20 protein-coding genes are annotated in these 23,681 nt (G+C 56.0%); 12 read left to right on the plus strand and 8 right to left on the minus strand.

Annotation, left to right across the window (positions count from 1 at the left end; genetic code table 11):
- Window positions 1–4 precede the first annotated feature (4 nt).
- A complete protein-coding gene (fruA, locus tag ACOTZC_RS12715; RefSeq protein WP_045402826.1) occupies window positions 5–1,690 on the plus strand; it encodes a PTS fructose transporter subunit IIBC in 1,686 nt (561 codons plus the stop codon).
- 74 nt (window positions 1,691–1,764) lie between these two features.
- Here the strand turns inward: fruA and nfo are convergent, their stop codons facing one another.
- The gene (gene nfo, locus ACOTZC_RS12720; protein WP_126303471.1) at window positions 1,765–2,622 is read right to left on the minus strand and encodes a deoxyribonuclease IV; all 858 of its coding nucleotides are present in this window, start codon (window positions 2,620–2,622) and stop codon (window positions 1,765–1,767) included.
- A 64-nt stretch (window positions 2,623–2,686) separates the two neighbouring features.
- A complete protein-coding gene (locus tag ACOTZC_RS12725; RefSeq protein ID WP_023312477.1) occupies window positions 2,687–3,733 on the minus strand; it encodes a YeiH family protein in 1,047 nt (348 codons plus the stop codon).
- 97 nt (window positions 3,734–3,830) lie between these two features.
- On the opposite strand from ACOTZC_RS12725, the gene yieE reads away from it, so the two are divergent.
- From yieE to cirA, 3 genes are all read left to right on the plus strand, one after another.
- On the plus strand, window positions 3,831–4,697 hold the full coding sequence (gene yieE, locus ACOTZC_RS12730; protein WP_045402831.1) for a DNA-binding transcriptional regulator YeiE: 867 nt from the start codon (window positions 3,831–3,833) through the stop codon (window positions 4,695–4,697).
- Window positions 4,698–4,877: 180 nt separating this feature from the next.
- On the plus strand, window positions 4,878–6,347 hold the full coding sequence (locus ACOTZC_RS12735; protein WP_045402834.1) for an amino acid permease: 1,470 nt from the start codon (window positions 4,878–4,880) through the stop codon (window positions 6,345–6,347).
- Window positions 6,348–6,572: 225 nt separating this feature from the next.
- Complete coding sequence (gene cirA / locus ACOTZC_RS12740) at window positions 6,573–8,543, plus strand: catecholate siderophore receptor CirA (protein ID WP_045402836.1); 1,971 nt, start codon at window positions 6,573–6,575, stop codon at window positions 8,541–8,543.
- A 111-nt stretch (window positions 8,544–8,654) separates the two neighbouring features.
- Here the strand turns inward: cirA and fghA are convergent, their stop codons facing one another.
- Entirely contained in the window at window positions 8,655–9,482 is an 828-nt protein-coding gene (gene fghA, locus ACOTZC_RS12745) for an S-formylglutathione hydrolase (protein ID WP_318155098.1), read from the minus strand.
- A 138-nt stretch (window positions 9,483–9,620) separates the two neighbouring features.
- Between fghA and ACOTZC_RS12750 the strand changes: the two genes are divergently transcribed.
- The 7 genes from ACOTZC_RS12750 to mglC all read left to right on the plus strand — a co-directional run bounded on the left by ACOTZC_RS12750 (window position 9,621) and on the right by mglC (window position 17,815).
- Complete coding sequence (locus ACOTZC_RS12750; protein WP_045402846.1) at window positions 9,621–10,769, plus strand: YbfB/YjiJ family MFS transporter; 1,149 nt, start codon at window positions 9,621–9,623, stop codon at window positions 10,767–10,769.
- 102 nt (window positions 10,770–10,871) lie between these two features.
- Window positions 10,872–11,540: a GTP cyclohydrolase I FolE gene (gene folE, locus ACOTZC_RS12755; RefSeq protein ID WP_023312471.1), complete on the plus strand. Its 669-nt coding sequence runs from the start codon at window positions 10,872–10,874 to the stop codon at window positions 11,538–11,540.
- 19 nt (window positions 11,541–11,559) lie between these two features.
- Window positions 11,560–12,717: a DUF418 domain-containing protein YeiB gene (yeiB, locus tag ACOTZC_RS12760; RefSeq protein WP_045402848.1), complete on the plus strand. Its 1,158-nt coding sequence runs from the start codon at window positions 11,560–11,562 to the stop codon at window positions 12,715–12,717.
- 155 nt (window positions 12,718–12,872) lie between these two features.
- Window positions 12,873–13,895 carry an HTH-type transcriptional regulator GalS gene (gene galS, locus ACOTZC_RS12765; protein ID WP_045402849.1) on the plus strand — a complete coding sequence of 341 codons (1,023 nt, stop codon included), beginning with the start codon at window positions 12,873–12,875 and terminating at the stop codon, window positions 13,893–13,895.
- A 294-nt stretch (window positions 13,896–14,189) separates the two neighbouring features.
- Window positions 14,190–15,188: a galactose/glucose ABC transporter substrate-binding protein MglB gene (mglB, locus tag ACOTZC_RS12770; protein ID WP_008500923.1), complete on the plus strand. Its 999-nt coding sequence runs from the start codon at window positions 14,190–14,192 to the stop codon at window positions 15,186–15,188.
- Window positions 15,189–15,268: 80 nt separating this feature from the next.
- Window positions 15,269–16,789 (plus strand): galactose/methyl galactoside ABC transporter ATP-binding protein MglA, encoded by a 1,521-nt coding sequence (gene mglA, locus ACOTZC_RS12775; RefSeq protein ID WP_008500922.1) that lies wholly within the window; start codon window positions 15,269–15,271, stop codon window positions 16,787–16,789.
- Window positions 16,790–16,804: 15 nt separating this feature from the next.
- The gene (gene mglC / locus ACOTZC_RS12780; protein WP_008500921.1) at window positions 16,805–17,815 is read left to right on the plus strand and encodes a galactose/methyl galactoside ABC transporter permease MglC; all 1,011 of its coding nucleotides are present in this window, start codon (window positions 16,805–16,807) and stop codon (window positions 17,813–17,815) included.
- A gap of 49 nt (window positions 17,816–17,864) precedes the next feature.
- Here the strand turns inward: mglC and ACOTZC_RS12785 are convergent, their stop codons facing one another.
- The 5 genes from ACOTZC_RS12785 to ACOTZC_RS12805 form a co-directional block, all read right to left on the minus strand.
- Entirely contained in the window at window positions 17,865–19,253 is a 1,389-nt protein-coding gene (locus ACOTZC_RS12785; RefSeq protein ID WP_421635808.1) for a glutamine synthetase family protein, read from the minus strand.
- A 124-nt stretch (window positions 19,254–19,377) separates the two neighbouring features.
- Window positions 19,378–20,094 (minus strand): outer membrane permeability protein SanA, encoded by a 717-nt coding sequence (gene sanA, locus ACOTZC_RS12790; protein ID WP_008500918.1) that lies wholly within the window; start codon window positions 20,092–20,094, stop codon window positions 19,378–19,380.
- 126 nt (window positions 20,095–20,220) lie between these two features.
- Window positions 20,221–21,105 (minus strand): cytidine deaminase, encoded by an 885-nt coding sequence (gene cdd / locus ACOTZC_RS12795; RefSeq protein WP_029740399.1) that lies wholly within the window; start codon window positions 21,103–21,105, stop codon window positions 20,221–20,223.
- Between the two features lie 129 nt (window positions 21,106–21,234).
- Entirely contained in the window at window positions 21,235–21,930 is a 696-nt protein-coding gene (locus tag ACOTZC_RS12800; RefSeq protein WP_029740398.1) for a CidB/LrgB family autolysis modulator, read from the minus strand.
- Window positions 21,927–22,322: a CidA/LrgA family protein gene (locus ACOTZC_RS12805; RefSeq protein WP_045402863.1), complete on the minus strand. Its 396-nt coding sequence runs from the start codon at window positions 22,320–22,322 to the stop codon at window positions 21,927–21,929. The genes ACOTZC_RS12800 and ACOTZC_RS12805 overlap by 4 nt, the downstream gene beginning before the upstream one ends.
- 167 nt (window positions 22,323–22,489) lie before the next feature.
- On the opposite strand from ACOTZC_RS12805, the gene dusC reads away from it, so the two are divergent.
- Entirely contained in the window at window positions 22,490–23,422 is a 933-nt protein-coding gene (dusC, locus tag ACOTZC_RS12810) for a tRNA dihydrouridine(16) synthase DusC (protein ID WP_045402866.1), read from the plus strand.
- Window positions 23,423–23,681: the final 259 nt, after the last annotated feature.

The following is a 23,681-nucleotide window of genomic DNA, read 5'->3' on the forward strand; positions in this document are numbered from 1 at the left end:
AATAATGAAAACGCTGCTGATCATTGACTCCGGTCTCGGACAGGCCCGCGCCTATATGGCGAAGACCTTGCTGGGCGCGGCGGCACAAAAAGCACATCTGGACATTATCGATAATCCAGGCGATGCAGAACTGGCCATTGTACTGGGCGACAAAATCCCGGCTGACAGTGCGCTGAACGGCAAGAAAGTGTGGCTGGGCGATATTAATCGCGCGGTGGCACACCCGGAACTTTTCCTGAGCGAAGCGAAAGGGCACGCGTCTGTCTACAGCGCGCCTGTCGCGACGGCACCGGCTGCGGCCACGGGTCCGAAACGCGTTGTTGCGGTGACGGCCTGCCCGACGGGCGTGGCTCACACCTTTATGGCGGCAGAAGCCATTGAAACCGAAGCGAAAAAACGCGGCTGGTGGGTAAAAGTTGAAACGCGCGGCTCCGTCGGTGCCGGCAACGCGATCACCCCTGAAGAAGTGGCTGAAGCCGATCTGGTTATCGTGGCGGCGGATATCGAAGTGGACCTGGCAAAATTTGCCGGTAAGCCAATGTACCGCACGTCTACCGGCCTGGCGCTGAAAAAGACCGCGCAGGAGTTTGATAAAGCGCTGGTAGAAGCGAAGCCGTATCAGGCAACCGGCGCGCGTCAAACCGCGACGGAAGGTAAGAAAGAGTCTGCAGGCGCCTATCGCCATCTGTTGACCGGCGTGTCTTACATGCTGCCGATGGTGGTTGCGGGTGGTCTGTGTATCGCCCTTTCGTTCGCATTTGGTATTACTGCGTTTAAAGAGCAAGGCACGCTGGCCGCTGCGTTAATGCAGATTGGCGGCGGTTCCGCGTTCGCGCTGATGGTACCGGTACTGGCAGGCTTTATTGCCTTCTCCATTGCTGACCGTCCTGGCCTGACGCCGGGCCTTATCGGCGGTATGCTGGCCGTGAGCACCGGTTCTGGCTTTATCGGCGGTATTATCGCGGGCTTCCTGGCCGGTTACGTCGCGAAGCTCATCAGCTCGAAGCTCAAGCTGCCTCAGAGTATGGAAGCGCTGAAACCTATTCTGATTATCCCGCTGATTTCCAGCCTGGTGGTCGGTCTGGCGATGATTTACCTGATTGGTAAGCCGGTTGCGGGCATTCTGGCGGGTCTGACCCACTGGCTGCAAACCATGGGTACCGCGAACGCGGTTCTGCTGGGTGCAATCCTCGGCGGCATGATGTGTACCGACATGGGTGGTCCGGTGAACAAAGCGGCGTACGCCTTTGGTGTTGGCCTGCTGAGTACCCAGACCTACGCGCCAATGGCAGCCATCATGGCGGCAGGTATGGTACCTCCTCTGGCGCTCGGCCTGGCGACGATTATTGCCCGTCGTAAGTTCGATAAAGCGCAGCAGGAAGGCGGTAAAGCGGCGCTGGTGCTGGGGCTGTGCTTTATCACCGAAGGGGCGATTCCGTTCGCGGCTCGTGACCCAATGCGTGTACTGCCGTGCTGTATCGCGGGTGGTGCAGTGACAGGGGCAATCTCCATGGCGATTGGCGCGAAGCTGATGGCACCACACGGCGGTCTGTTTGTCCTGCTGATCCCTGGCGCGATCACGCCGGTACTCGGCTACCTGCTGGCCATCGTTGCCGGTACGCTGGTGGCGGGTCTGTCATACGCAGTACTGAAACGTCCGGAAGCGGAAGTTGTGGCGAAAGCAGCGTAAACAAGGTGTCGGGTGGCGGCTTCGCCTTACCCGACCTATAAAAAAGCCGGGTTGCATTATGCACCCGGCTTTTTTTATGCCGCCTGTTCAGCGGTTTGCTGTGCCTTCAGCCAGGCTATCTCTTCTGCCCAGATATCCGGATTGATGGTTTCCAGCACCATCGGAATACCGTCGAAGCGGGCGTCCTGCATAATAAACCGAAACGCATCGTGGCCGATGTTACCTTCGCCCAGGCTGTGGTGGCGGTCAACGCGGCTGCCGAACGCGCTTTTCGCATCGTTCAGGTGCATTCCGCACAGGTACTTAAAGCCCACGATGCGCTCGAACTCATCGAACGTGTTTTTCGTTGCTTCGGTGGTGCGCAGGTCATATCCGGCGGCAAACGCGTGGCAGGTATCAATGCATACGCCAACGCGGGATTTGTCCTCCACGCCGTCGATAATCGCCGCCAGATGTTCAAACCTAAAGCCGAGGTTGCTGCCCTGACCGGCGGTATTCTCAATTACCGCGGTGACGCCTTTGGTCTTGTCCAGCGTGATGTTGATGGACTCGGCAATGCGAGCCAGGCAGGCATCTTCATCGATTTGCATCAGATGGCTGCCCGGATGGAAGTTCAGCAGCGTCAGCCCCAGCTGTTCGCAGCGCTGTACTTCATCAAGAAACGCCTCGCGGGATTTTTCCAGCGCCTCTTCAACCGGGTGACCGAGGTTGATCAGGTAGCTGTCGTGGGGAAGGATCTGGCCTGGCCCATAGTGATACTTCTCACAGGCGGCTTTAAAATCATCAATCACGTCAGCGGTGAGCGGCGCGGCGCGCCACTGGCGCTGGTTTTTGGTGAACAGGGCGAAAGCGGTCGCCTCGATTTCGGCGGCGCGAATGGCGGCATTCGCAAGGCCACCTGCAGCGCTGACGTGCGCTCCAACATATTTCATAAAAAAACTCCTGCTAACCCGAAACGCTTATGATAGCGGGTTAGCAGGAGAAGGACGAGATGGTTTATGCCATCAGGCTATGGACCGCGAGGTTAATCGCACCGCCCCCGACAATCAGCCAGATGAAGAGTACCAGCGCCATCAGCAGCGGCTTCGCACCGGCTTTTTTCAGCGCGCTGACGTGTGTAGTCACCCCCAGGGCCGCCATGGCCATCGCCAGCAGCACGGTATCCAGCGTCACCAGCATATCCACCACCGCTTTCGGCAGCAGGTGGAAGGAGTTAAAGATAGCGACCACGATAAACAGGATCGCAAACCACGGAATGGTGATTTTACTTTTCTGATTACTGTCCGCCGGTGCAAGCTGTTTAACCCGCGCAGCAAGGAAAATCAGGAACGGTGCCAGCATCATTACGCGCAGCATTTTGGCAATCACCGCCGCGTTTTCGGCTTCAGGGTTAATAGCATGTCCTGCCGCCACCACCTGGGCCACTTCGTGCATGGTCGAACCGATATAGATGCCGTAGGTTTCCGGGCTAAACCAGTGGGCAACCAGCGGATACATGGCCGGGTAGAGGAAGATCGCCAGAGTACCGAAGATCACCACCGTCGCCACCGCCACGGTCACCTTGCTGGCTTCGGCTTTAACGACGGGTTCCGTTGCCAGCACCGCCGCGGCCCCGCAGATACTGCTCCCGGCACCGATCAGCCAGCTGGTTTGCTTATCCAGGCCAAAGACTTTCTGGCCGATAAAGCAGGCCAGCAAAAAGGTGCTGGTCAGGGTCAGGACGTCGATGGCAATTCCGCTCACGCCCACGTCCGCAATCTGCGAAAAGGTGAGACGGAAGCCGTAAAGGATGATCCCGAGACGCAGCAGGTGCTGTTTGGCAAAGATCACGCCGCCGTCGCAGGATTTCCAGATATGTGGGTAAACGGTATTTCCCACGACCATGCCCAGCAAAATAGCCAGCGTCAACGCGCTAAAACCTGCGCCTGCGATAGCCGGGATGCTGCCGCCCCATAATGCTACGGCGGTCACTGCTGCGCTAAGCGCGAGGCCCGGCACGAAGTGCCACACTGTACGATGATGTTGTAAGGTGATTTCTGACATAACCTTCTCCTTTGTCTGGCTAAAGGTTACGGCGCTCTGGCTTAAAAATAAAATTGATTATATACTTATAATCAATCTATATAAGTGGTAAACAACCATGCACATTACATTGCGTCAGCTGGAAGTGTTTGCCGAGGTGCTGAAAAGCGGCTCGACGACCCAGGCGTCACAAATGCTGGCGCTCTCGCAGTCTGCGGTCAGCGCGGCGCTGACCGATCTTGAAGGGCAGCTGGGCGTGCAGCTGTTCGACAGGGTAGGGAAGCGTCTGGTGGTCAACGAGCACGGTCGTCTTCTTTATCCACGCGCGCTGGCGCTGCTGGAGCAGGCTATCGAAATCGAACAGCTGTTCCGCGAAGACAACGGCGCGATCCGCGTCTACGCCAGCAGCACCATTGGGAACTACATCCTGCCGGAAGTGATTGCCCGCTACCGCCGGGATTTCCCGACCCTGCCGCTGGAGATGAGCGTGGGTAACAGCCAGGACGTTATCAACGCGGTGATCGATTTCCGCGTGGATATCGGCCTCATTGAAGGGCCCTGCCATAACGTCGATATCATTGCCGAGCCCTGGCTGGAGGATGAACTTGTGGTGTTTGCATCCCCGGCCTCATCGTTATTGCAGGGCGAGGTGACGCTGGAGCGCCTGGCACAGGCGCAGTGGATCCTGCGCGAGCAGGGCTCCGGCACGCGTGAAATTGTCGATTATTTGCTGCTTTCCCATCTGCCGCATTTCCAGCTAGGGATGGAGCTGGGGAACTCTGAGGCCATCAAGCACGCGGTGCGTCACGGCCTGGGAATCAGCTGTCTTTCCCGGCGCGTCATTGCCGAACAGCTTGAAACGGGGTCGCTGGTTGAAATTCCGGTTCCATTGCCGAAGCTAGTGCGCACGCTATGGTGCATCCATCATCGTCAGAAACACCTTTCCAGCTCTCTGCAGCGTTTTCTGCGCTACTGCACCATTTAACGTTCCCCGGTGGCGCTTCGCTTACCGGGGCTACGCGCGCCTGTCACCCCACATTTTTATGCTTTACTTATAATCCTGGCCGAGTCATGAAGCTCTCTTATAACTGAGTATTTCTGCCGGAAGGAACGCGGATCGTCTGCTACAATCGCGCCTCATTTATTAAATGGACAGCATTTTCATATGGTTTCAGAAATTAAAACCACAGAAGCGCCCACGCTACGTCGTGAACTCAAGGCGCGTCACCTGACGATGATCGCCATTGGCGGCTCAATCGGTACAGGTCTTTTCGTTGCCTCTGGCGCAACGATTTCGGCAGCAGGCCCGGGTGGGGCGCTCTTCTCTTATATCCTGATTGGCCTGATGGTGTACTTCCTGATGACCAGTCTCGGCGAACTGGCCGCGTACATGCCGGTATCCGGTTCGTTCTCGACCTACGGTCAAAAATACGTTGAAGAAGGCTTCGGCTTCGCGCTGGGCTGGAACTACTGGTACAACTGGGCGGTCACTATCGCCGTTGACCTTGTCGCCGCACAGCTGGTGATGAACTGGTGGTTCCCGGATACGCCGGGCTGGATCTGGAGCGCCCTGTTCCTGGCCGTCATCTTCCTGCTGAACTACATCTCCGTGCGCGGTTTCGGCGAGGCGGAATACTGGTTCTCTTTGATCAAAGTGGCAACCGTCATCATCTTTATCGTCGTCGGTGTGGCGATGATCGTTGGTATTTTCAAAGGTGCAGAACCTGCGGGCTGGAGTAACTGGACAACAGGCGATGCGCCGTTTGCCGGTGGCCTTTCGGCGATGATTGGCGTGGCGATGATTGTCGGCTTCTCCTTCCAGGGGACTGAGCTGATTGGTATCGCCGCCGGTGAGTCAGAGAACCCGGAGAAAAATATTCCGCGTGCGGTCCGTCAGGTATTCTGGCGTATCCTGCTGTTCTATGTGTTCGCGATCCTGATTATCAGCCTGATCATCCCGTACACCGATCCAAGCCTGCTGCGTAATGACGTAAAAGACATTAGCGTCAGCCCGTTCACGCTGGTCTTCCAGCACGCCGGTCTGCTTTCAGCTGCGGCAGTGATGAACGCCGTTATCCTGACCGCTGTGCTTTCAGCCGGTAACTCCGGGATGTACGCGTCCACCCGTATGCTCTACACGCTGGCATGCGACGGTAAAGCCCCGCGTATCTTCGCGAAGCTGTCTCGTGGCGGCGTACCGCGTAACGCGCTGTATGCCACAACGGTGATTGCCGGTCTGTGCTTCCTGACCTCTATGTTTGGCAACCAGACGGTGTACCTGTGGCTGCTTAACACGTCCGGGATGACGGGCTTTATTGCCTGGCTGGGGATTGCTATTAGCCACTACCGTTTCCGCCGCGGCTTCGTCAAGCAGGGTCACGATGTTAACTCGCTGCCGTATCGCTCCGGCTTCTTCCCGCTGGGTCCTATTTTCGCCTTCATTCTGTGCCTGATCATTACGCTGGGACAGAACTATGAAGCGTTCCTGGCGGACACCATTGACTGGGGCGCCGTGACGGCGACCTACATTGGTATTCCGCTTTTCCTCGTCATCTGGTTTGGCTACAAGCTGACGAAAGGAACAAAATTCGTTCGCTACAGTGAAATGGAATTCCCGGAACGGTTTAAACAATAATCGCACTTCCTCTCTTTTAACCCGCTCATTCGAGCGGGTTTTTTTATGCCCGCATCCTGAAACAAAGATATATTTCTTAACAATTTAATTGATAACAATTATCGTTTGCTTTATCGTTATCAAAAAACAAGCGTGTCACCGACCCACCGCAGACGTGGGCGGAAAGGAAGACGCTGTGAGCAATGATGATTTGATTTAGTTGTATTTACCTCATGGAGATATGGAATGTTTAGGTTGAATCCCTTCATCAGGGGAGGACTTTGTGCGTCCGCAATGTCCCTGGCCCTGCCTGTTATCGCAGCGGAATCCGGCGACACAATGGTTGTAACGGCCTCCGCGACCGAGCAAAACCTGAAAGACGCACCGGCAAGCATCAGCGTAATTACCCAGGAAGATTTGCAGCGCAAACCCGTTCAGAATATGAAAGATGTGTTACGGGAGGTGCCGGGCGTTCAGCTCACGAGCGAAGGGGACAACCGTAAAGGGGTAAGTATTCGTGGACTGGACAGCAGCTATACGCTGATCCTGATCGACGGCAAGCGCGTTAACTCGCGTAACGCGGTATTCCGCCATAATGATTTCGACCTCAACTGGGTGCCGGTTGACGCCATCGAACGCATCGAAGTGGTGCGCGGACCTATGTCTTCTCTGTACGGTTCCGATGCGCTGGGCGGGGTGGTGAACATTATCACCAAAAAAATCGGCCAGAAATGGACGGGCACCCTGAGCGCCGATTCCACGATTCAGGAACACCGCGACCGTGGAGACACGTACAACGGCCAGTTCTATACCAGCGGTCCGCTGGTTGACGGCCTGCTGGGGCTGAAAGCCTACGGTAGCCTCGCGAAGCGTGAGAAAGACGGTCAGCAGAAGTCCTCCACCACGGCGAGCGGTGAAACGCCGCGCATTGAAGGCTTCACCAGCCGCGATGCGAATGTGGAATTCGCCTGGACGCCGTCTGAAAATCACGACTTTACGGCGGGCTACGGTTTCGACCGTCAGGATCGCGACTCGGATTCCCTCGACAAAAACCGCCTTGAGCGTCAGAACTACTCTCTCAGCCACAACGGTCGTTGGGGCGTCGGCAACAGCGAGCTGAAGGTTTACGGCGAAAAGGTGGATAACAAAAACCCCGGCAACAGCAATCCTATCACCTCCGAGAGCAACGCGGTGGACGGAAAATACGTGCTGCCGCTGGGCGAAATCAACCAGCTGATGACCTTCGGCGGCGAATGGCGTCACGATAAGCTGAAGGATCCTGTCAACCTGACGGGCGGTTCCAGCAGCAGTACGTCGACAAGCCAGTATGCCCTGTTCCTTGAAGATGAGTGGCGTATCTTTGAACCTCTGGCGCTGACCACCGGCATCCGTATGGATGACCATGATACCTACGGCGATCACTGGAGCCCGCGCGCCTATCTGGTTTACAACGCGACCGATACCGTAACGGTGAAAGGGGGCTGGGCCACCGCGTTTAAAGCGCCGTCGCTGCTCCAGCTTAGCCCGGACTGGGTCACCGGCTCGTGTCGCGGTGCCTGTGAGATAGTCGGTAACCCGGATCTGAAACCGGAAACCAGCGAGAGCTTCGAATTCGGACTGTACTACAGCGGGGAAGAGGGCTGGTTAGAGGGCGTGCAGGCCAGCGTCACCACCTTCCAGAATAACGTGGATGACCGCATCAGCATCAGCCGTACGGCCAATGCAAAACAGGCCCAGGGCTACCCTAACTACGTTGGACTGAATGCGGACGGAGAACCAATTTTCCGCTACTACAACGTTAACAAGGCGCGCATCCGCGGGGTGGAAACCGAGCTGAAATTCCCGCTGGCGGACGACTGGAAACTGACCCTTAACTATACCTATAACGACGGTCGTGATATCAGCAACGGCGGCAACAAGCCGTTGTCGGATCTGCCGTTCCACACCGCCAACGGTACCGTTGACTGGAAGGCAACGCAGGACTGGTCGTTCTACGTTCAGGGCAACTACACCGGTGAGAAACGCGCGCTGACCAGCAGTGCACCAACGCCGGGTGGCTATGTCATCTGGAATACCGGCGCCGCGTGGCAGGCGACGAAAAGCGTGAAGCTGCGTGCTGGCGTGCAGAACCTGCTGGATAAAGATCTGAGCCGCGACGATTACAGCTATACGGAAGACGGCCGTCGCTACTTTGTGGGCGTGGATTATAAGTTCTGATGCGGCCAGGGTAAAAGCAAAACGGCAACGTAAGTTGCCGTTTTTAGTGTTTGTTCCCTCTCCCTTTGGGAGAGGGCCAGAGTGAGGGCATCAGAGCGCACGCAGCCGCACTTACCCAAACAAATGCTCCGCATGAAAGCGGAGATGATCCTCAATAAAGGATGCGATGAAGTAATAGCTGTGGTCATACCCCGGCTGAATGCGCAGCGTCAGCGGCCAGTCCTTCTGGCGTGCCGCTTCTGCCAGCACCGCAGGCTGCAGCTGTCCGGCGAGGAACTGGTCCGCATCGCCCTGATCGATAAGCATCGGGATCGCATTTGCCGAGCTGCTGGCCAGCATCAGCGCACAGCTGTCCCATTCCTGCCATTTTGCTTCATCTTCACCCAGATAGTGCGCGAAGGCTTTCTGCCCCCACGGCACCTGCGTTGGGTTCACAATTGGCGAAAATGCCGACACGCTGACGTATTTTCCCGGATTTTTTAACGCCATGATCAGCGCCCCGTGACCGCCCATAGAATGTCCGCTGATGGCACAGCGGTCGCTTACCGCAAACCCGGACTGAATCAGCGCGGGCAGCTCGTCGCGAATGTAGTCATACATGCGGTAATGGTGCGCCCAGGGCTGCTCGGTCGCATTGAGATAAAACCCGGCGCCTTTACCCAGGTCGTATCCTGCATCGTCGGCTACATCATCGCCACGCGGGCTGGTATCAGGCATCACCAGCGCAATACCCAGCTCGGCGGCAATACGCTGCGCGCCCGCTTTGGTGGTGAAGTTTTCGTCGTTGCAGGTCAGGCCTGAAAGCCAGAACAGAACCGGCGGATTTTCCGTCGGCGGCAGGAAAATGCTGAACGTCATCGCACAGTTCAGGACGGTGGAGTCGTGCCGCCAGCGCTGCTGTCGACCTTCAAAACAACGGTGCTCTTCGAGCAGTTCCATGCAGGGCTCCTTAATGAGAATGCGTATTCATAAAAACCATAATACAGCCTTTTCATTGACCTGTGAGTAACTTTCACTTTCGCCTGACGCCCAGATGCTGCATCATAAATTTACTTTTCTTTAACAATTGGAGCGGTCATGGCGCTGCGTATTGCGCTCAGTGGGTTTGTCGTTCTGGTGGTGGCGATGGGGATAGGGCGCTTTGCCTTTACGCCTCAGGTACCGCTCATGATTGCTGCCGGACAGCTTACGCTGACCAGCGCGGGTCTGGTGGCGGCGATGAACTATCTGGGCTATCTGGTGGGCGCATGGGATGCAATGCGCGCGCACCGCTTTGTGGAAACGCGCCTCTGGCTTGGCATCACCGGCGCGGTTGCGCTGACGCTGCTCTCCGCGGCGGCGGATAACGCCGTTGTGCACGGCCTGCTGCGCTTCGTGATTGGCTGCATGAGCGGCTGGTCGATGGTACTCATTGCCGCCTGGACCAACGAGCGGCTGGGGCAGCTGGGTAAACCGGGCCTGAGCGCTGCCGTGTTTGCCGGACCGGGGGCGGGCATTGCCCTGAGCGGGCTGCTCGCCGTCTATATCCAGGCGAAATCCCTTTCGGCCGGGGCGGCATGGCAAATCTACGGCGTGCTGGCGCTGGTGCTGATTGCGCTGGTGGCGCGCTACCTGCCGCGATCCGGGCAGCTCCATCGACCGGGCACCGCACCAGAGCCGCTGGTGCTGACGGCGGATTTAAAGCGCCTGGTCTGGAGCTACAGCCTGGCCGGGTTTGGCTATATCCTCCCGGCGACATTCCTGTCACAAATGGCGGCGGTGCGTTTTCCCGGCAGCCTGTTTGCCCAGTTTGTCTGGCCGATTTTTGGTATCGCCGCCGTGGTGGGCATTGCGCTCAGTATTCTTTTACGCCACACCTCAACGGCTAACCGCAGGCTGGCTATCGTGCTGTGGTTACAGGGGGCTGGCGTGCTGGCGGCCTGGCTGCTGCCGGGGATTGGCGGTTTGCTGACGGGCGGACTGCTGGTGGGCGGCGGTTTTTTGTGTGCCGTGCAGCTCTCTCTTTTATACGGCCGCGAGCTGGCGCCAAACCACACGCGCTATATGGCAGGCCTGCTCACCACCGGGTATGCGATTGGTCAATTGATTGGCCCGATGACCTCGGCGTTATCAACCTGGCTTACCCACCGGCTGGAGCCCGCGCTGGGGCTGGCAGGTGTTGCGCTGTTCGTCGGCGGAGCGCTGGTCTGGAATCGTCACGTTGAAAGGCAACAGCAATTGCAATAATTATCGTCGTGAATACTGGATTATGTGCGCCGCCTCACGCACAATGAGCGCATACTTTTGCCACAACGAGGGCAAAAGACGCCACACCTGCAGGAGAACAAAATGTCATCACTCAGTAAAGAAGCTGCCCTGGTCCACGAAGCCCTGGTTGCGCGCGGTCTTGAAACGCCACTGCGTCCGCCCGTACAGGATTTGGACAATGAAACCCGCAAGCGTCTGATTGCCGGTCATATGACCGAGATCATGGAGCTGCTGAATCTCGATCTGAGTGACGACAGTCTGATGGAGACGCCGCACCGCATCGCGAAAATGTACGTCGACGAAATTTTCTCCGGGCTGGATTACGCCAACTTCCCGAAAATCACCGTCATTGAAAACAAGATGAAAGTGGACGAGATGGTGACGGTACGCGATATCACGCTGACCAGCACCTGCGAACACCACTTCGTGACCATCGACGGTAAAGCGACCGTGGCGTATATCCCAAAAGATACGGTGATTGGCCTGTCGAAGATCAACCGCATCGTGCAGTTCTTTGCCCAGCGTCCGCAGGTGCAGGAGCGTCTGACGCAGCAGATCCTGACCGCGCTGCAAACGCTGCTGGGCACCAATAACGTGGCCGTTTCTATCGATGCGGTTCACTACTGCGTGAAGGCGCGCGGCGTGCGTGATGCGACCAGTGCAACGACCACGACGTCGCTGGGCGGCCTGTTTAAATCTAGCCAGAATACCCGCCAGGAGTTCCTGCGCGCCGTACGTCACCACAACTAAGTCTTACAGGGCAGGAACCATGGAGCGAAACGTCACGCTCGATTTTGTTCGCGGCGTCGCCATTCTCGGTATCCTGCTGCTTAATATCAGCGCCTTCGGCCTGCCGAAGGCGGCTTACCTCAATCCTGCCTGGTATGGCGACATCACGCGCAGCGATGCCTGGACCTGGGCTGTCCTCGATCTCTTCGCGCAGGTTAAATTCCTCACGCTGTTTGCCCTGCTGTTTGGTGCAGGTCTGCAACTCCTCCTCAAACGCGGTACGCGCTGGATCCAGTCGCGCCTGACGCTGCTGGTTCTCCTCGGCTTTATCCACGGCCTGTTCTTCTGGGACGGCGATATTCTTCTCGCGTATGGGTTAGTCGGGCTCATCTGCTGGCGTCTGATTCGCGATGCGCACAGCGTAAAAAGCCTGTTTAACACCGGCGTGATGCTCTACGTCATGGGGCTTGGGGTCCTGCTGCTGCTGGGGATGATCTCCGGCGAAGCGACGAACCGTTCCTGGATCCCGGATGCCGCTAACCTGCAGTACGAACAGTACTGGAAGCTGAAGGGCGGTACGGAAGCGATAAGCAACCGCGCGGATATGCTGGGGGATAACCTCCTTGCGCTGGGGGCGCAATACGGCTGGCAGCTGGCGGGCATGATGCTGATGGGCGCGTCACTGATGCGCACCGGCTGGCTGAAAGGGGAGTTCAGCCTGCGTCACTATCGGCGAACGGGTGTCGGGCTGGTACTGATCGGCGTGCTGATTAACCTCCCGGCGATAATCACGCAGTGGCACATCCACTGGGATTACCGCTGGTGCGCGTTCCTGCTCCAGGTGCCGCGCGAACTGAGCGCGCCGTTCCAGACCATCGGCTACGCGGCGCTGATCTATGGCTTCTGGCCAACGCTTTCCCGCCTGTGGATCGTCAGCGCTATCGCCTGCGTGGGCCGCATGGCGTTGAGCAATTACCTCCTGCAAACGCTTCTCTGCACCACGCTTTTCTATCGATTTGGCCTGTTTATGAAATTCGACCGCCTCACGCTGCTGGCGTTTGTTATTCCGGTCTGGGTGATTAACCTGGCGTTTTCTGTTCTCTGGCTACGCTATTTCCGCCAGGGACCGCTGGAGTGGGTGTGGCGTCAGTTAACCGCACATGCTTCAGGGGTATCATTGAGGAACACATCCAGATAACGATCTGGATCACAATCATTAACAAAACGGATGTAAGCGTTTTCATGAGTGTGAGCTTCTTCACGTAGTCCCCTCTCTCTCGCTGCCAAAATAGCCACCTTGCTAAACACAGGGGGTGTCTGTGAGTTGCTGCAATCCTTTGAAGGATGGTGAATATGATCACCATTCGTGACGTCGCCCGTCAGGCGGGCGTTTCTGTGGCTACCGTCTCACGCGTGCTGAACAATAGCGCGCTGGTCAGCCCTGAAACCCGTGAAATCGTAATGAAAGCCGTGACCCAGCTCGGGTACCGGCCAAATGCCAATGCCCAGGCGCTTGCGACGCAGGTCAGCGACACCATCGGCGTGGTGGTGATGGACGTCTCGGATGCCTTTTTCGGCGCGCTGGTCAAAGCGGTCGACGTGGTGGCCCAGCAGCATCAGAAATATGTCCTGATCGGCAATAGCTATCATGAGGCGGAAAAGGAGCGACATGCCATTGAAGTGCTGATCCGTCAGCGCTGTAACGCCTTGATTGTCCACTCAAAAGCTTTGAGCGATGAAGAGCTAACCGGCTTTATGGATCAGATCCCGGGCATGGTGCTGATCAACCGCATCGTCCCCGGCTATGCCCACCGCTGCGTCGGGCTGGATAACGTCAGCGGCGCCATGATGGCGACGAAAATGCTCATCAACAACGGGCATCAGCGGATCGGTTATCTGGCCTCCAGCCATCATATTGAAGATGACGACCTGCGGCGCGAGGGGTGGCAAAACGCCCTGAAAGAGCACGGCATTACGCCGTCAGAAAGCTGGACGGGCACCGGTACGCCGGACATGCAGGGCGGCGAGGCGGCAATGGTGGAGCTGCTGGGCCGCAATCTGCAGCTTACTGCGGTGTTTGCCTATAACGACAGCATGGCGGCAGGCGCCCTGGCGGCGCTGAAAGATAACGGCATTGCGGTGCCACAGCATTTGTCACTCATTGGTTTTGATGATATCCCGATTGCCCGTTACACCGACCCGCAGCTGACAACGGTGCGCTACCCCATTGCCTCTATGGCGAAACTGGCGACTGAGCTGGCATTACAGGGAGCGGCAGGGCTGCTGGATCCGGGCGCAACGCACTGTTTCATGCCGACTTTAGTACGTCGCCACTCCGTCGCGGCCCGGCAAATTGTGGTTCCGATCACTAACTGATTAGATCAGGTGATGTAACCGTTTTCAATCTGTGAGTAAATTCACAGTATCTTAACAAGGTGCTGACTATGATGTCAGCGTTTTAGGGGCTGAAACGCTATGTAACAGTGATTATTCACTTTCACTATAGCCAATGTGCCGCAAACAACGAATAAAACGCATTTCTGGAGCGTTACCGAACACGGAAGATAGAAATTTTATAAGTGAACTTCGGCTGTCAGTAACGTTTTATTAACACCTGCCCGCCGATCGTTATTCACAAGAACTACCCTGCATAAAAAAACCGGAGATACCATGAATAAGAAGGTGTTGACCCTGTCTGCTGTAATGGCAAGCATGCTTTTTGGTGCAGCAGCGCACGCTGCGGATACCCGTATTGGTGTGACCATCTATAAATACGACGACAACTTCATGTCTGTTGTGCGTAAAGCGATTGAGAAAGATGCGAAAGCAGCGCCAGACGTTCAGCTGCTGATGAACGACTCCCAGAATGACCAGTCCAAACAGAACGACCAGATCGACGTTCTGCTGGCGAAAGGCGTGAAAGCCCTGGCCATCAACCTGGTTGACCCGGCTGCAGCAGGCACGGTCATTGAAAAAGCGCGCGGTCAGAACGTGCCGATCGTCTTCTTCAACAAAGAACCTTCCCGTAAGGCGCTGGATAGCTACGACAAAGCGTATTACGTCGGTACTGACTCCAAAGAGTCCGGTATTATTCAGGGCGATTTGATCGCGAAACACTGGGCGGCGAACCCGAACTGGGACCTGAATAAAGACGGTCAGATTCAGTTCGTGCTGCTGAAAGGCGAGCCAGGCCACCCGGATGCTGAAGCGCGTACTACCTACGTTATCAAAGAGCTGAACGACAAGGGCCTGAAAACCCAGCAGCTGGCGTTAGATACCGCGATGTGGGATACCGCTCAGGCGAAAGATAAGATGGACGCATGGCTGTCCGGTCCTAATGCCAACAAAATCGAAGTCGTTATCGCCAACAACGATGCGATGGCAATGGGTGCGGTAGAAGCGCTGAAAGCACACAACAAATCCTCAATCCCGGTATTCGGCGTGGATGCACTGCCAGAAGCGCTGGCGCTGGTTAAATCCGGTGCGATGGCCGGTACCGTGCTGAACGATGCCAACAACCAGGCGAAAGCCACCTTCGATCTGGCGAAAAACCTCGCCGATGGCAAAGGCGCGGCAGATGGCACCAACTGGAAAATTGACAACAAAATCGTTCGCGTACCTTACGTGGGCGTAGACCAGTCCAACCTGGCTGAGTTTATCGGTAAATAAGTTTAGCGGTACTGTCTCCACTGGGCGCAATTCGTTGCGCCCTTTTATAACGCGATATGCGAGGCCAACAAGGTATAATTATGGTCAGCACAACAACTCAGTCATCCGGTGAATACCTGTTGGAAATGAGCGGTATCAACAAGTCATTTCCCGGCGTTAAGGCACTCGATAATGTTAATTTAAAAGTTCGTCCTCACTCTATTCATGCCCTGATGGGGGAGAACGGTGCGGGTAAATCAACATTATTAAAATGTCTTTTTGGGATCTATCAAAAAGATTCTGGCAGCATTCTTTTTCAGGGGAAAGAGATCGATTTCCATTCAGCGAAAGAAGCACTGGAAAACGGTATCTCGATGGTTCACCAGGAATTAAACCTGGTGCTGCAGCGTTCAGTCATGGATAACATGTGGTTGGGGCGTTATCCAACCAAGGGTGTCTTTGTCGATCAGGACAAAATGTATCGCGACACCAAAGCGATTTTCGACGAGCTGGATATTGATATCGATCCGCGTGCCCGCGTGGGAACATTATCCGTCTCCCAGATGCAGATGATCGAAATCGCCAAAGCGTTCTCCTATGATGCGAAAATCGTCATCATGGACGAACCGACATCGTCATTAACGGAAAAAGAGGTTAACCACCTTTTTACCATTATTCGTAAGCTAAAAGATCGCGGCTGCGGTATTGTGTACATCTCCCACAAAATGGAAGAGATCTTCCAGCTGTGCGATGAGATCACCATCCTGCGCGACGGTCAGTGGATTGCCACGCAGCCGCTGGAAGGGCTGGACATGGACAAGATCATCGCCATGATGGTCGGCCGTTCCCTGAACCAGCGCTTCCCTGACAAAGAAAACAAGCCGGGTGAAGTGATTCTGGAAGTGCGCAACCTGACCTCGTTACGTCAGCCGTCTATACGCGATGTCTCCTTCGACCTGCATAAAGGTGAAATCCTGGGGATTGCCGGTCTGGTCGGGGCAAAACGTACCGACATCGTGGAAACCCTGTTCGGTATCCGTGAGAAAGCCGAAGGCACTATTACGCTGCACGGTAAGAAAATTAACAACCACAACGCCAACGAAGCCATTAATAATGGTTTTGCGCTGGTGACGGAAGAGCGTCGTTCGACCGGTATTTATGCCTATCTGGATATTAACTTTAACTCGTTAATTTCTAACATTCGCAATTACAAAAACAAAGTCGGACTGCTGGATAACTCCCGCATGAAGAGCGATACCCAATGGGTTATTGACTCCATGCGCGTGAAAACGCCAGGGCACCGCACCCAAATTGGTTCGCTGTCAGGCGGTAACCAGCAGAAAGTCATTATCGGACGTTGGTTATTAACCCAGCCAGAAATTCTGATGCTGGATGAACCGACCCGCGGTATTGACGTCGGCGCGAAGTTTGAAATTTATCAGCTGATTGCCGAGCTGGCGAAAAAGAATAAAGGGATCATTATTATTTCTTCCGAAATGCCGGAATTGTTAGGGATCACGGATCGTATTCTGGTTATGAGCAATGGTCTCGTTGCCGGTATTGTTGACACCAAAACGACAACGCAAAACGAAATTTTGCGTCTTGCGTCTTTGCACCTTTAAGATCAGGGGCTCCTCATGAGTGCGTTAAATAAAAAAAGTTTTCTCACTTACCTGAAAGAAGGCGGTATTTACGTTGTTCTTTTAGTACTGCTGGCTATCATCATTTTCCAGGACCCTACGTTCTTAAGCCTGCTGAACCTGAGTAACATTCTGACCCAGTCCTCCGTGCGTATTATCATTGCGCTGGGCGTGGCGGGCCTGATCGTAACCCAGGGGACCGACCTTTCTGCTGGTCGTCAGGTGGGGCTGGCGGCGGTTATCGCGGCAACCCTGCTGCAGTCGATGGAAAACGCCAACAAGGTCTTCCCGGAAATGGCCACCATGCCGATTTTCGTGGTGATCCTGATTGTCTGCGCCATCGGTGCGGTGATTGGTCTGATCAACGGTATTATCATCGCCTACCTGAACGTGACGCCGTTTATCACCACGCTGGGTACGATGATCATCGTTTACGGTATCAACTCCCTGTACTACGACTTTGTCGGTGCTTCCCCAATCTCGGGTTTTGACAGCGGCTTCTCGACCTTTACGCAAGGGTTCATCGCGCTGGGCAGCTTCCGCCTGTCGTATATCACCTTCTATGCGCTGATTGCGGTGGCCTTCGTCTGGATCCTGTGGAACAAAACGCGCTTCGGTAAAAACATCTTCGCAATCGGCGGTAACCCGGAAGCGGCGAAAGTCTCCGGCGTGAACGTTGCCCTGAACCTGCTCATCATTTATGCCCTGTCCGGCGTGTTCTACGCCTTCGGCGGGATGCTGGAAGCGGGTCGTATCGGCTCTGCAACCAACAACCTTGGCTTCATGTACGAGCTGGATGCGATCGCAGCCTGCGTGGTGGGCGGCGTCTCCTTCAGCGGCGGCGTGGGTACGGTACTGGGCGTGGTGACCGGTGTGATCATCTTCACCGTCATCAACTACGGCTTGACCTATATCGGCGTGAACCCGTACTGGCAGTACATCATCAAAGGCGCCATCATTATCTTCGCGGTTGCGCTGGATTCACTGAAGTACGCGCGTAAGAAGTAATTGCTCCTCGCGTTATCCAGCCCGCTCACCGAGCGGGCTTTTTTATGCCTTATGCCAGCTGTGACTCCTCTCGGGTCACAATGCGCTCAAACCAGTCGAGTTCAGAGAGTTTGCAGGCGACCCACTGTTCAGAAAAGGCGTCGCCCAGGCTGTCGGTGAGGTACTGACAGCGGGCAAAGGTCTCAATCGCCTCCTGCTGAAACAGCGGCAGCTCGGGACGATCGTGCTGCGGTTCGGGCAAATCCTCGTCGTCGGTGTTTTCCAGCCCGTACAGCATACCGGTCAGGACAGTGGCTGCCACCAGATACGGATTGGCATCGGCCCCGGCCAGCCGGTACTCGATACGACGGTTGTGGTCATCCGAGCAGGGAATACGCAGGGCGGCGGAGCGGGTGTTATAGCCCCAGGAGTTAAATACGGGCTCCGTCAGGTTTTTACGCAGGCGACGAAACGCGTTAACGCCCGGCGCAAGAATGGCGACAGAGGCGGGCATCAGCGCCAGCTGCCCCGCGATGCACATACGCATCATGCTGTTAAGCGCGTTCACCGGGGAAGCAAAGACGTTTTCGCCGTGACGATTGTTCAGGCTGAAATGGAAGTGCAAACCGCTGCCGGACAGCTGGCTGAAAGGTTTAGCCATAAAGTTGGCCTGCAGGCCGTGCTTCTCGGCAACGTAACGGGTCAGGCGACGAAGCGCCAGCACGTTATCGCAGACCTCAACCACGCGATGGCTGTGCTTCAGGTTTAATTCGTACTGACCGGACTCGGCTTCCGCCACGATCCCGGACAGCGGGATGCGCTGCAGGTGCGCCAGCTGTTCCAGCTCGTCAAACAGTGCCGCATGGGCCGTCGTAGTATCCATATGAAAACAGCCCTGATTTTGCGGATCCCGATCGTCATGCCCCGTCAGATAGAACTCGATTTCCGGGGCAATCACCGGGAAGAGGCCGTGCTGGTGGAAGCGGGCCAGCACGTTCTGCAGTATCACGCGAGGCTCAAGCGGGCAGGGGGTATCGTCGCTGTCTTTCATCGTCAGCAGGATCTGCGCGTTGTGCTGCGGATCCTGCGGGCAGGGGCGCAGGGAGCCGGCGACAGGAACGCAGAGTCGGTCCGGCTCATCATGAAGCGGGGCGGCGATTTTTCCTTTCTGATCCATCGAGTAGACCGAAAGGGGAAAATAACAGCCTTTTTCCAGGCTCAGCATGCTCTCCACCGACAGACGCTTGCCGCGCATCGTGCCGTTGATATCGTTCAGGTAAACGTCTACATGTTTCGTCTGCGGGTAACGTTCCAGATAATCTGCCACTTCCACTGAAATGTTGTGCTGCAGGGCGTCAATTTTTTCATCAAGCCAAAGACCGGAATTGAGTGCGCCAGGAAGTGATAAACCGGGAAAGTTAAAATACGGACGGAGACTTTTGAGGAAAAACGCATTCATTATTGAGTTCATAGTCATTCTTCAATGAAGCCGTAGCGGCAGTGAACTCAGCTTAAAAGAGCCGACGTAAAGGGGAGGTAAAAAGCGTCAGGCCCGGCGTAAAGAAAGTATAAAGGCGGCCCTGTTATTTCTCTTTTTTCTGCATATCCAGCAGCTGCTCGGGCGTGACGGCCGGGTAACCCTGCGCGTCTTCCGGCACTTCGTGCATCGCCGGAATCGGCACCAGCGGGCCTAAAAAGCGCGGTTCGCGTTTGAAGATATACAGATCGGCCAGGGCGCCAAAGCGCGCGCCGAACTCACGGACGCGCACGCTCAGCATGTCCTTTGGCGACGGCACCGCGTAACACTGCGCCTGAATCCCCATATGCAGCGCGATAAACAGCGCGCGCTCGCAGTGGAAGCGCTGGGTGATGATGATGAAGTCGTTGGTGTCGAAGACTTTACGCGTGCGCACGATGGAGTCCAGGGTGCGGAATCCGGCGTAGTCGAGCACGATATCGGCAGGGTCCACGCCCGCCGCAATCAGGTCCTTCCGCATCGTCACCGGTTCATTGTAGCTTTGCAGAGCGTTATCGCCGCTCAGCAGCAGGTAGTTCACCTTGCCGCTGTTGTAGGCGTTCAGCGCGCCCTGAATGCGGTAACGGTAATACTGGTTGATCACGCCGGTGCGGTAATACTTGGCGGTGCCGAGCACCACGCCAACCTGACGATAGGGCAGGTCCTGCAGGTCATCAAAGATGTAGGGGGCGGTTTTCCAGCTCATCCAGCGGTCAAGACCCAGCACGATCAACAGCAGTATGCCGACCAGGACAGACAGGCTGTAAAAAACGCGCTTTAACATGGAGATGGCTCGTTCGTGGATGAAATTTAACTCAGGCTACTTTACCCGCCTGGTTAGCGCAAGAAACAGCGACTCAACTGAGGGGTTTTTCAGCAAACTGGCGGGCATTTCTGCCCGCCGGAAGGATTACGCAAGCAGTACGCGGTCAATCGTCGTGCAGCCCAGCGCTTTAAGCGTCGCGGCGGTCGCATCCCACTGAATCAGCGGCGCATCGGCAATTTCTGCCAGAATAGCGCGCTGAATGTCCGGATAGTCATAGCCGTTCAGGCTCAGCAGGTTAAGCGCGCCCTGCAGCGGTGGCAGAGTTGGGTTAAACGCGGCGTTTTCCGCGTAGCTGCCGCTAAAGATCCGGCCATCGCGGCACTGTAGCGCCACGCCGCTCGGGGACTTGCTGTACGGCGTGTGGCTTTTGTTCGCCGCGCGAATGGCCGCCTGGCTCAGGTCATCGCCGGACAGGGCGTAACCGTGGTCCTGCTCGTCCATCAGCAGCGTTTTGATCTCCAGATCTTTCGGGCCAAACGCGTCAGGAAGATAGTCCCCCAGCGTATGCGGCGCGCGGCCTGGCAGATTGATGCGCAGCTGCAGCCCGCTGTTCAGCTCGTTCATAAACTGACGGCAGTGGCCGCAGGGGGTGTAGTTAACGGTAATGGCGCTCAGGGCTTTTTCACCGCGCAGCCAGGCGTGGCTGATGGCGCTCTGCTCGGCGTGAACCGTTTGCTGCATGGTCGCGCCCAGGAACTCCATATTGCCACCGAAGTACCAGGTTCCGCTGACGCCGCGCGCAATGGCCCCGACGTTAAAGTGGGAGAGATCGGCCCGCGCGCAGGCGGCAGCCAGGGGAAGCAGTGCGAAAGCCAGCGCGTCTTCGTCCAGTCCCGTTGCTTGTTTCAGCATCGTGACCTGCTCCGCGGTCAGCAGGGCGGGGAAGTGTGCATCTGCCAGAACGGGAGCCAGGGCTGACTGCAAATTCTCTGCAAGCTGGGCGAAAGCAGCTTGAAAACGTGGGTGCATGGCGTATGCCTCATAAAGGTTAATGGATCGGTAGTTTACGGAGCCGCCAGGGCTTTATATGTGATCCACTTCTCATTATGTATGCAACTTATGAAATCAAAATGAAATTTGCGCGACGCATCGCAAATTTTAGCCCATCACCGCCAGAATCAGCGGGAAAATGAACGGGGCCAGCAGGGAGGTGATAATCCCGCAGATCACCAGCGCCAGGGAGCTAAACGCCCCTTCCTGATAATCCAGCTCCGCACAGCGGGCGGTGCCCAGGGCGTGGGAGGCGGTCCCCATCGACAGCCCCCGTGCCGCTTTAGTATGAATACGCATCCCGTTCAGCAGGGTGTGACCAAACACCGCCCCGAGAATACCGACGAAAATGACGCACATCGCGCTGATGGCCGGGATCCCGCCAAGGCTGCCACCGACCGCCATCGCGATAGGCGTGGTTACCGATTTAGGCAGGATCGACGCCGCAATCTGCGGAGAGGCCCCCATCAACAGCGCTACCGACGTGCCGGTGATCATCGCCACCAGGCTGCCCACAAAACAGATGGTAATGATGGATTTCCAGCGGGCGCGGATCTGGTGGAGCTGTTCATATAAAGGAAAGGCGAGCGCCACAACGGCAGGCTGCAGCAGGTCGTTTAAAATTTTGCTGCCGGCAAAGTAGCGTTCGTAGGGAATGCCGGTGAGCAGCAGGAACGGAATAATCACCACCATTGCCACCAGAAGTGGGTTCAGCAATGGCATTTTAAAACGTGCGGCAAGCTTGCGCGCGGCGAAGAACACCGCCAGGGTTAACGGCAGCGACCACCAGATATTGGCCATCATTTTTTTGTTTTCTCCCCGACCACGTTACGTTCGCCATGCACCAGATGCGAACTCCAGCTCACAACCAGGAAAACCACCAGCGTACTGACCGCGCAGGAGACCACAATCGGGCCGAACTGGGCCTTGAGCAAATCAAAATACTGCATGACCCCGACGCCGATAGGCACGAAAAGCAGCGCCATATAGCGAATAAGGACGAAGCAGCCGGGATTGACCCATTTTGCGGGCAGGATTTGCAGCGCCAGCAAAACAAAGAGGATCATCATACCGATAATGCTGCCGGGAATGACGATCGGCAGCAGCGACGCGATGAAAATCCCGGCATACAGGCAGGCGTAAATCAGGACGAATGCGCGCAGATATTGCCAGATAATGTTCAATGATTTGCTCATGGTGATAGTCCTTGCTGAAACGCATTCATCATACAATTAAACTCAAAAATGTGCCACGGATCACATCATGAAATTTGAGCATACCAGACATTCCAGAATGGAAAGTCGCGCTTTCCACATACATACAGAGCAGATACTATAGCGCGTCTTTTTCCACAGGTACTGCTATGCGTGTTTTACTGGCCCCAATGGAAGGCGTGCTCGACTCCCTCGTGCGCGAGCTTCTGACCGAGGTGAACGATTACGATCTCTGCGTGACGGAATTTCTGCGCGTGGTCGATATGTTGTTGCCAGTAAAATCCTTCTTCCGCCTGTGCCCCGAGCTGCACAACCAGAGCCGGACCTCTTCCGGTACGCTGGTGCGTATTCAGCTGCTCGGCCAGTATCCCGAATGGCTGGCGGAGAACGCCGCCCGCGCGGTTGAGCTGGGCTCTTACGGGGTGGATCTCAACTGCGGCTGTCCGTCGAAGCTGGTTAACGGCAGCGGCGGCGGGGCGACCCTGTTGAAAGATCCTGAGCTGATTTACCGCGGCGCGAAGGCCATGCGTGAGGCCGTGCCTTCGCATTTGCCGGTGACGGTGAAGGTGCGCCTGGGGTGGGACAGCGACGCGCGGCAGTTTGAAATCGCCGATGCGGTGCAGCAGGCCGGGGCCACCGAGCTGGTGGTGCATGGCCGCACCAAAGAAGATGGCTACAAGGCCGAGCGCATTAACTGGCAGGCGATCGGCGAGATCCGCAAGCGCCTCTCCATTCCGGTGATCGCCAACGGTGAAATCTGGGACTACGCGAGCGCGCAGGCCTGTCTGCAGGCCACCGGCTGCGATGCGGTGATGATCGGTCGCGGCGCCCTGAATGTGCCGAACCTCAGCCGGGTGGTGAAATATAACGAGCCGCGAATGCCGTGGGCAGACGTCGTTACGCTGCTGCAAAAATACAGCCGACTGGAAAAGCAGGGCGATACCGGTTTGTATCACGTCGCGCGAATTAAACAGTGGCTGAGTTATTTACGCAAAGAGTACGATGAAGCGCTGGGATTATTTCAGGAGATTCGGACATTACAGACTTCGTCTGATATTGCCCGGGTGATTCAGTCAAAATAATAAGCGTTAAATTGCTCACACTTTTTTAAAGCAGAAAACAGTTCTGGTTTTCAACGTGGCGCGACGGTGTTAAGGTGCCACTGTTTTCAACGCAGGATTGTTACTGGCTAACAGGCAAAACCTAAGCGTTTCACAGCATTTTCGCTGTGGAGCGCTTAGGTTTTTTTTTGCCTCTCGTTTACTCAGGAGAGAAATTTGGCTTAGCGCTTTTTACTGATTTTAAAAAATGAAATATCGACAGGAAATAGAAAAATTTCCT

Source organism: Enterobacter cloacae complex sp. SHL009 (assembly GCF_049237205.1).
GTDB classification, from domain to species: Bacteria; Pseudomonadota; Gammaproteobacteria; order Enterobacterales; family Enterobacteriaceae; genus Enterobacter; species Enterobacter cloacae_M.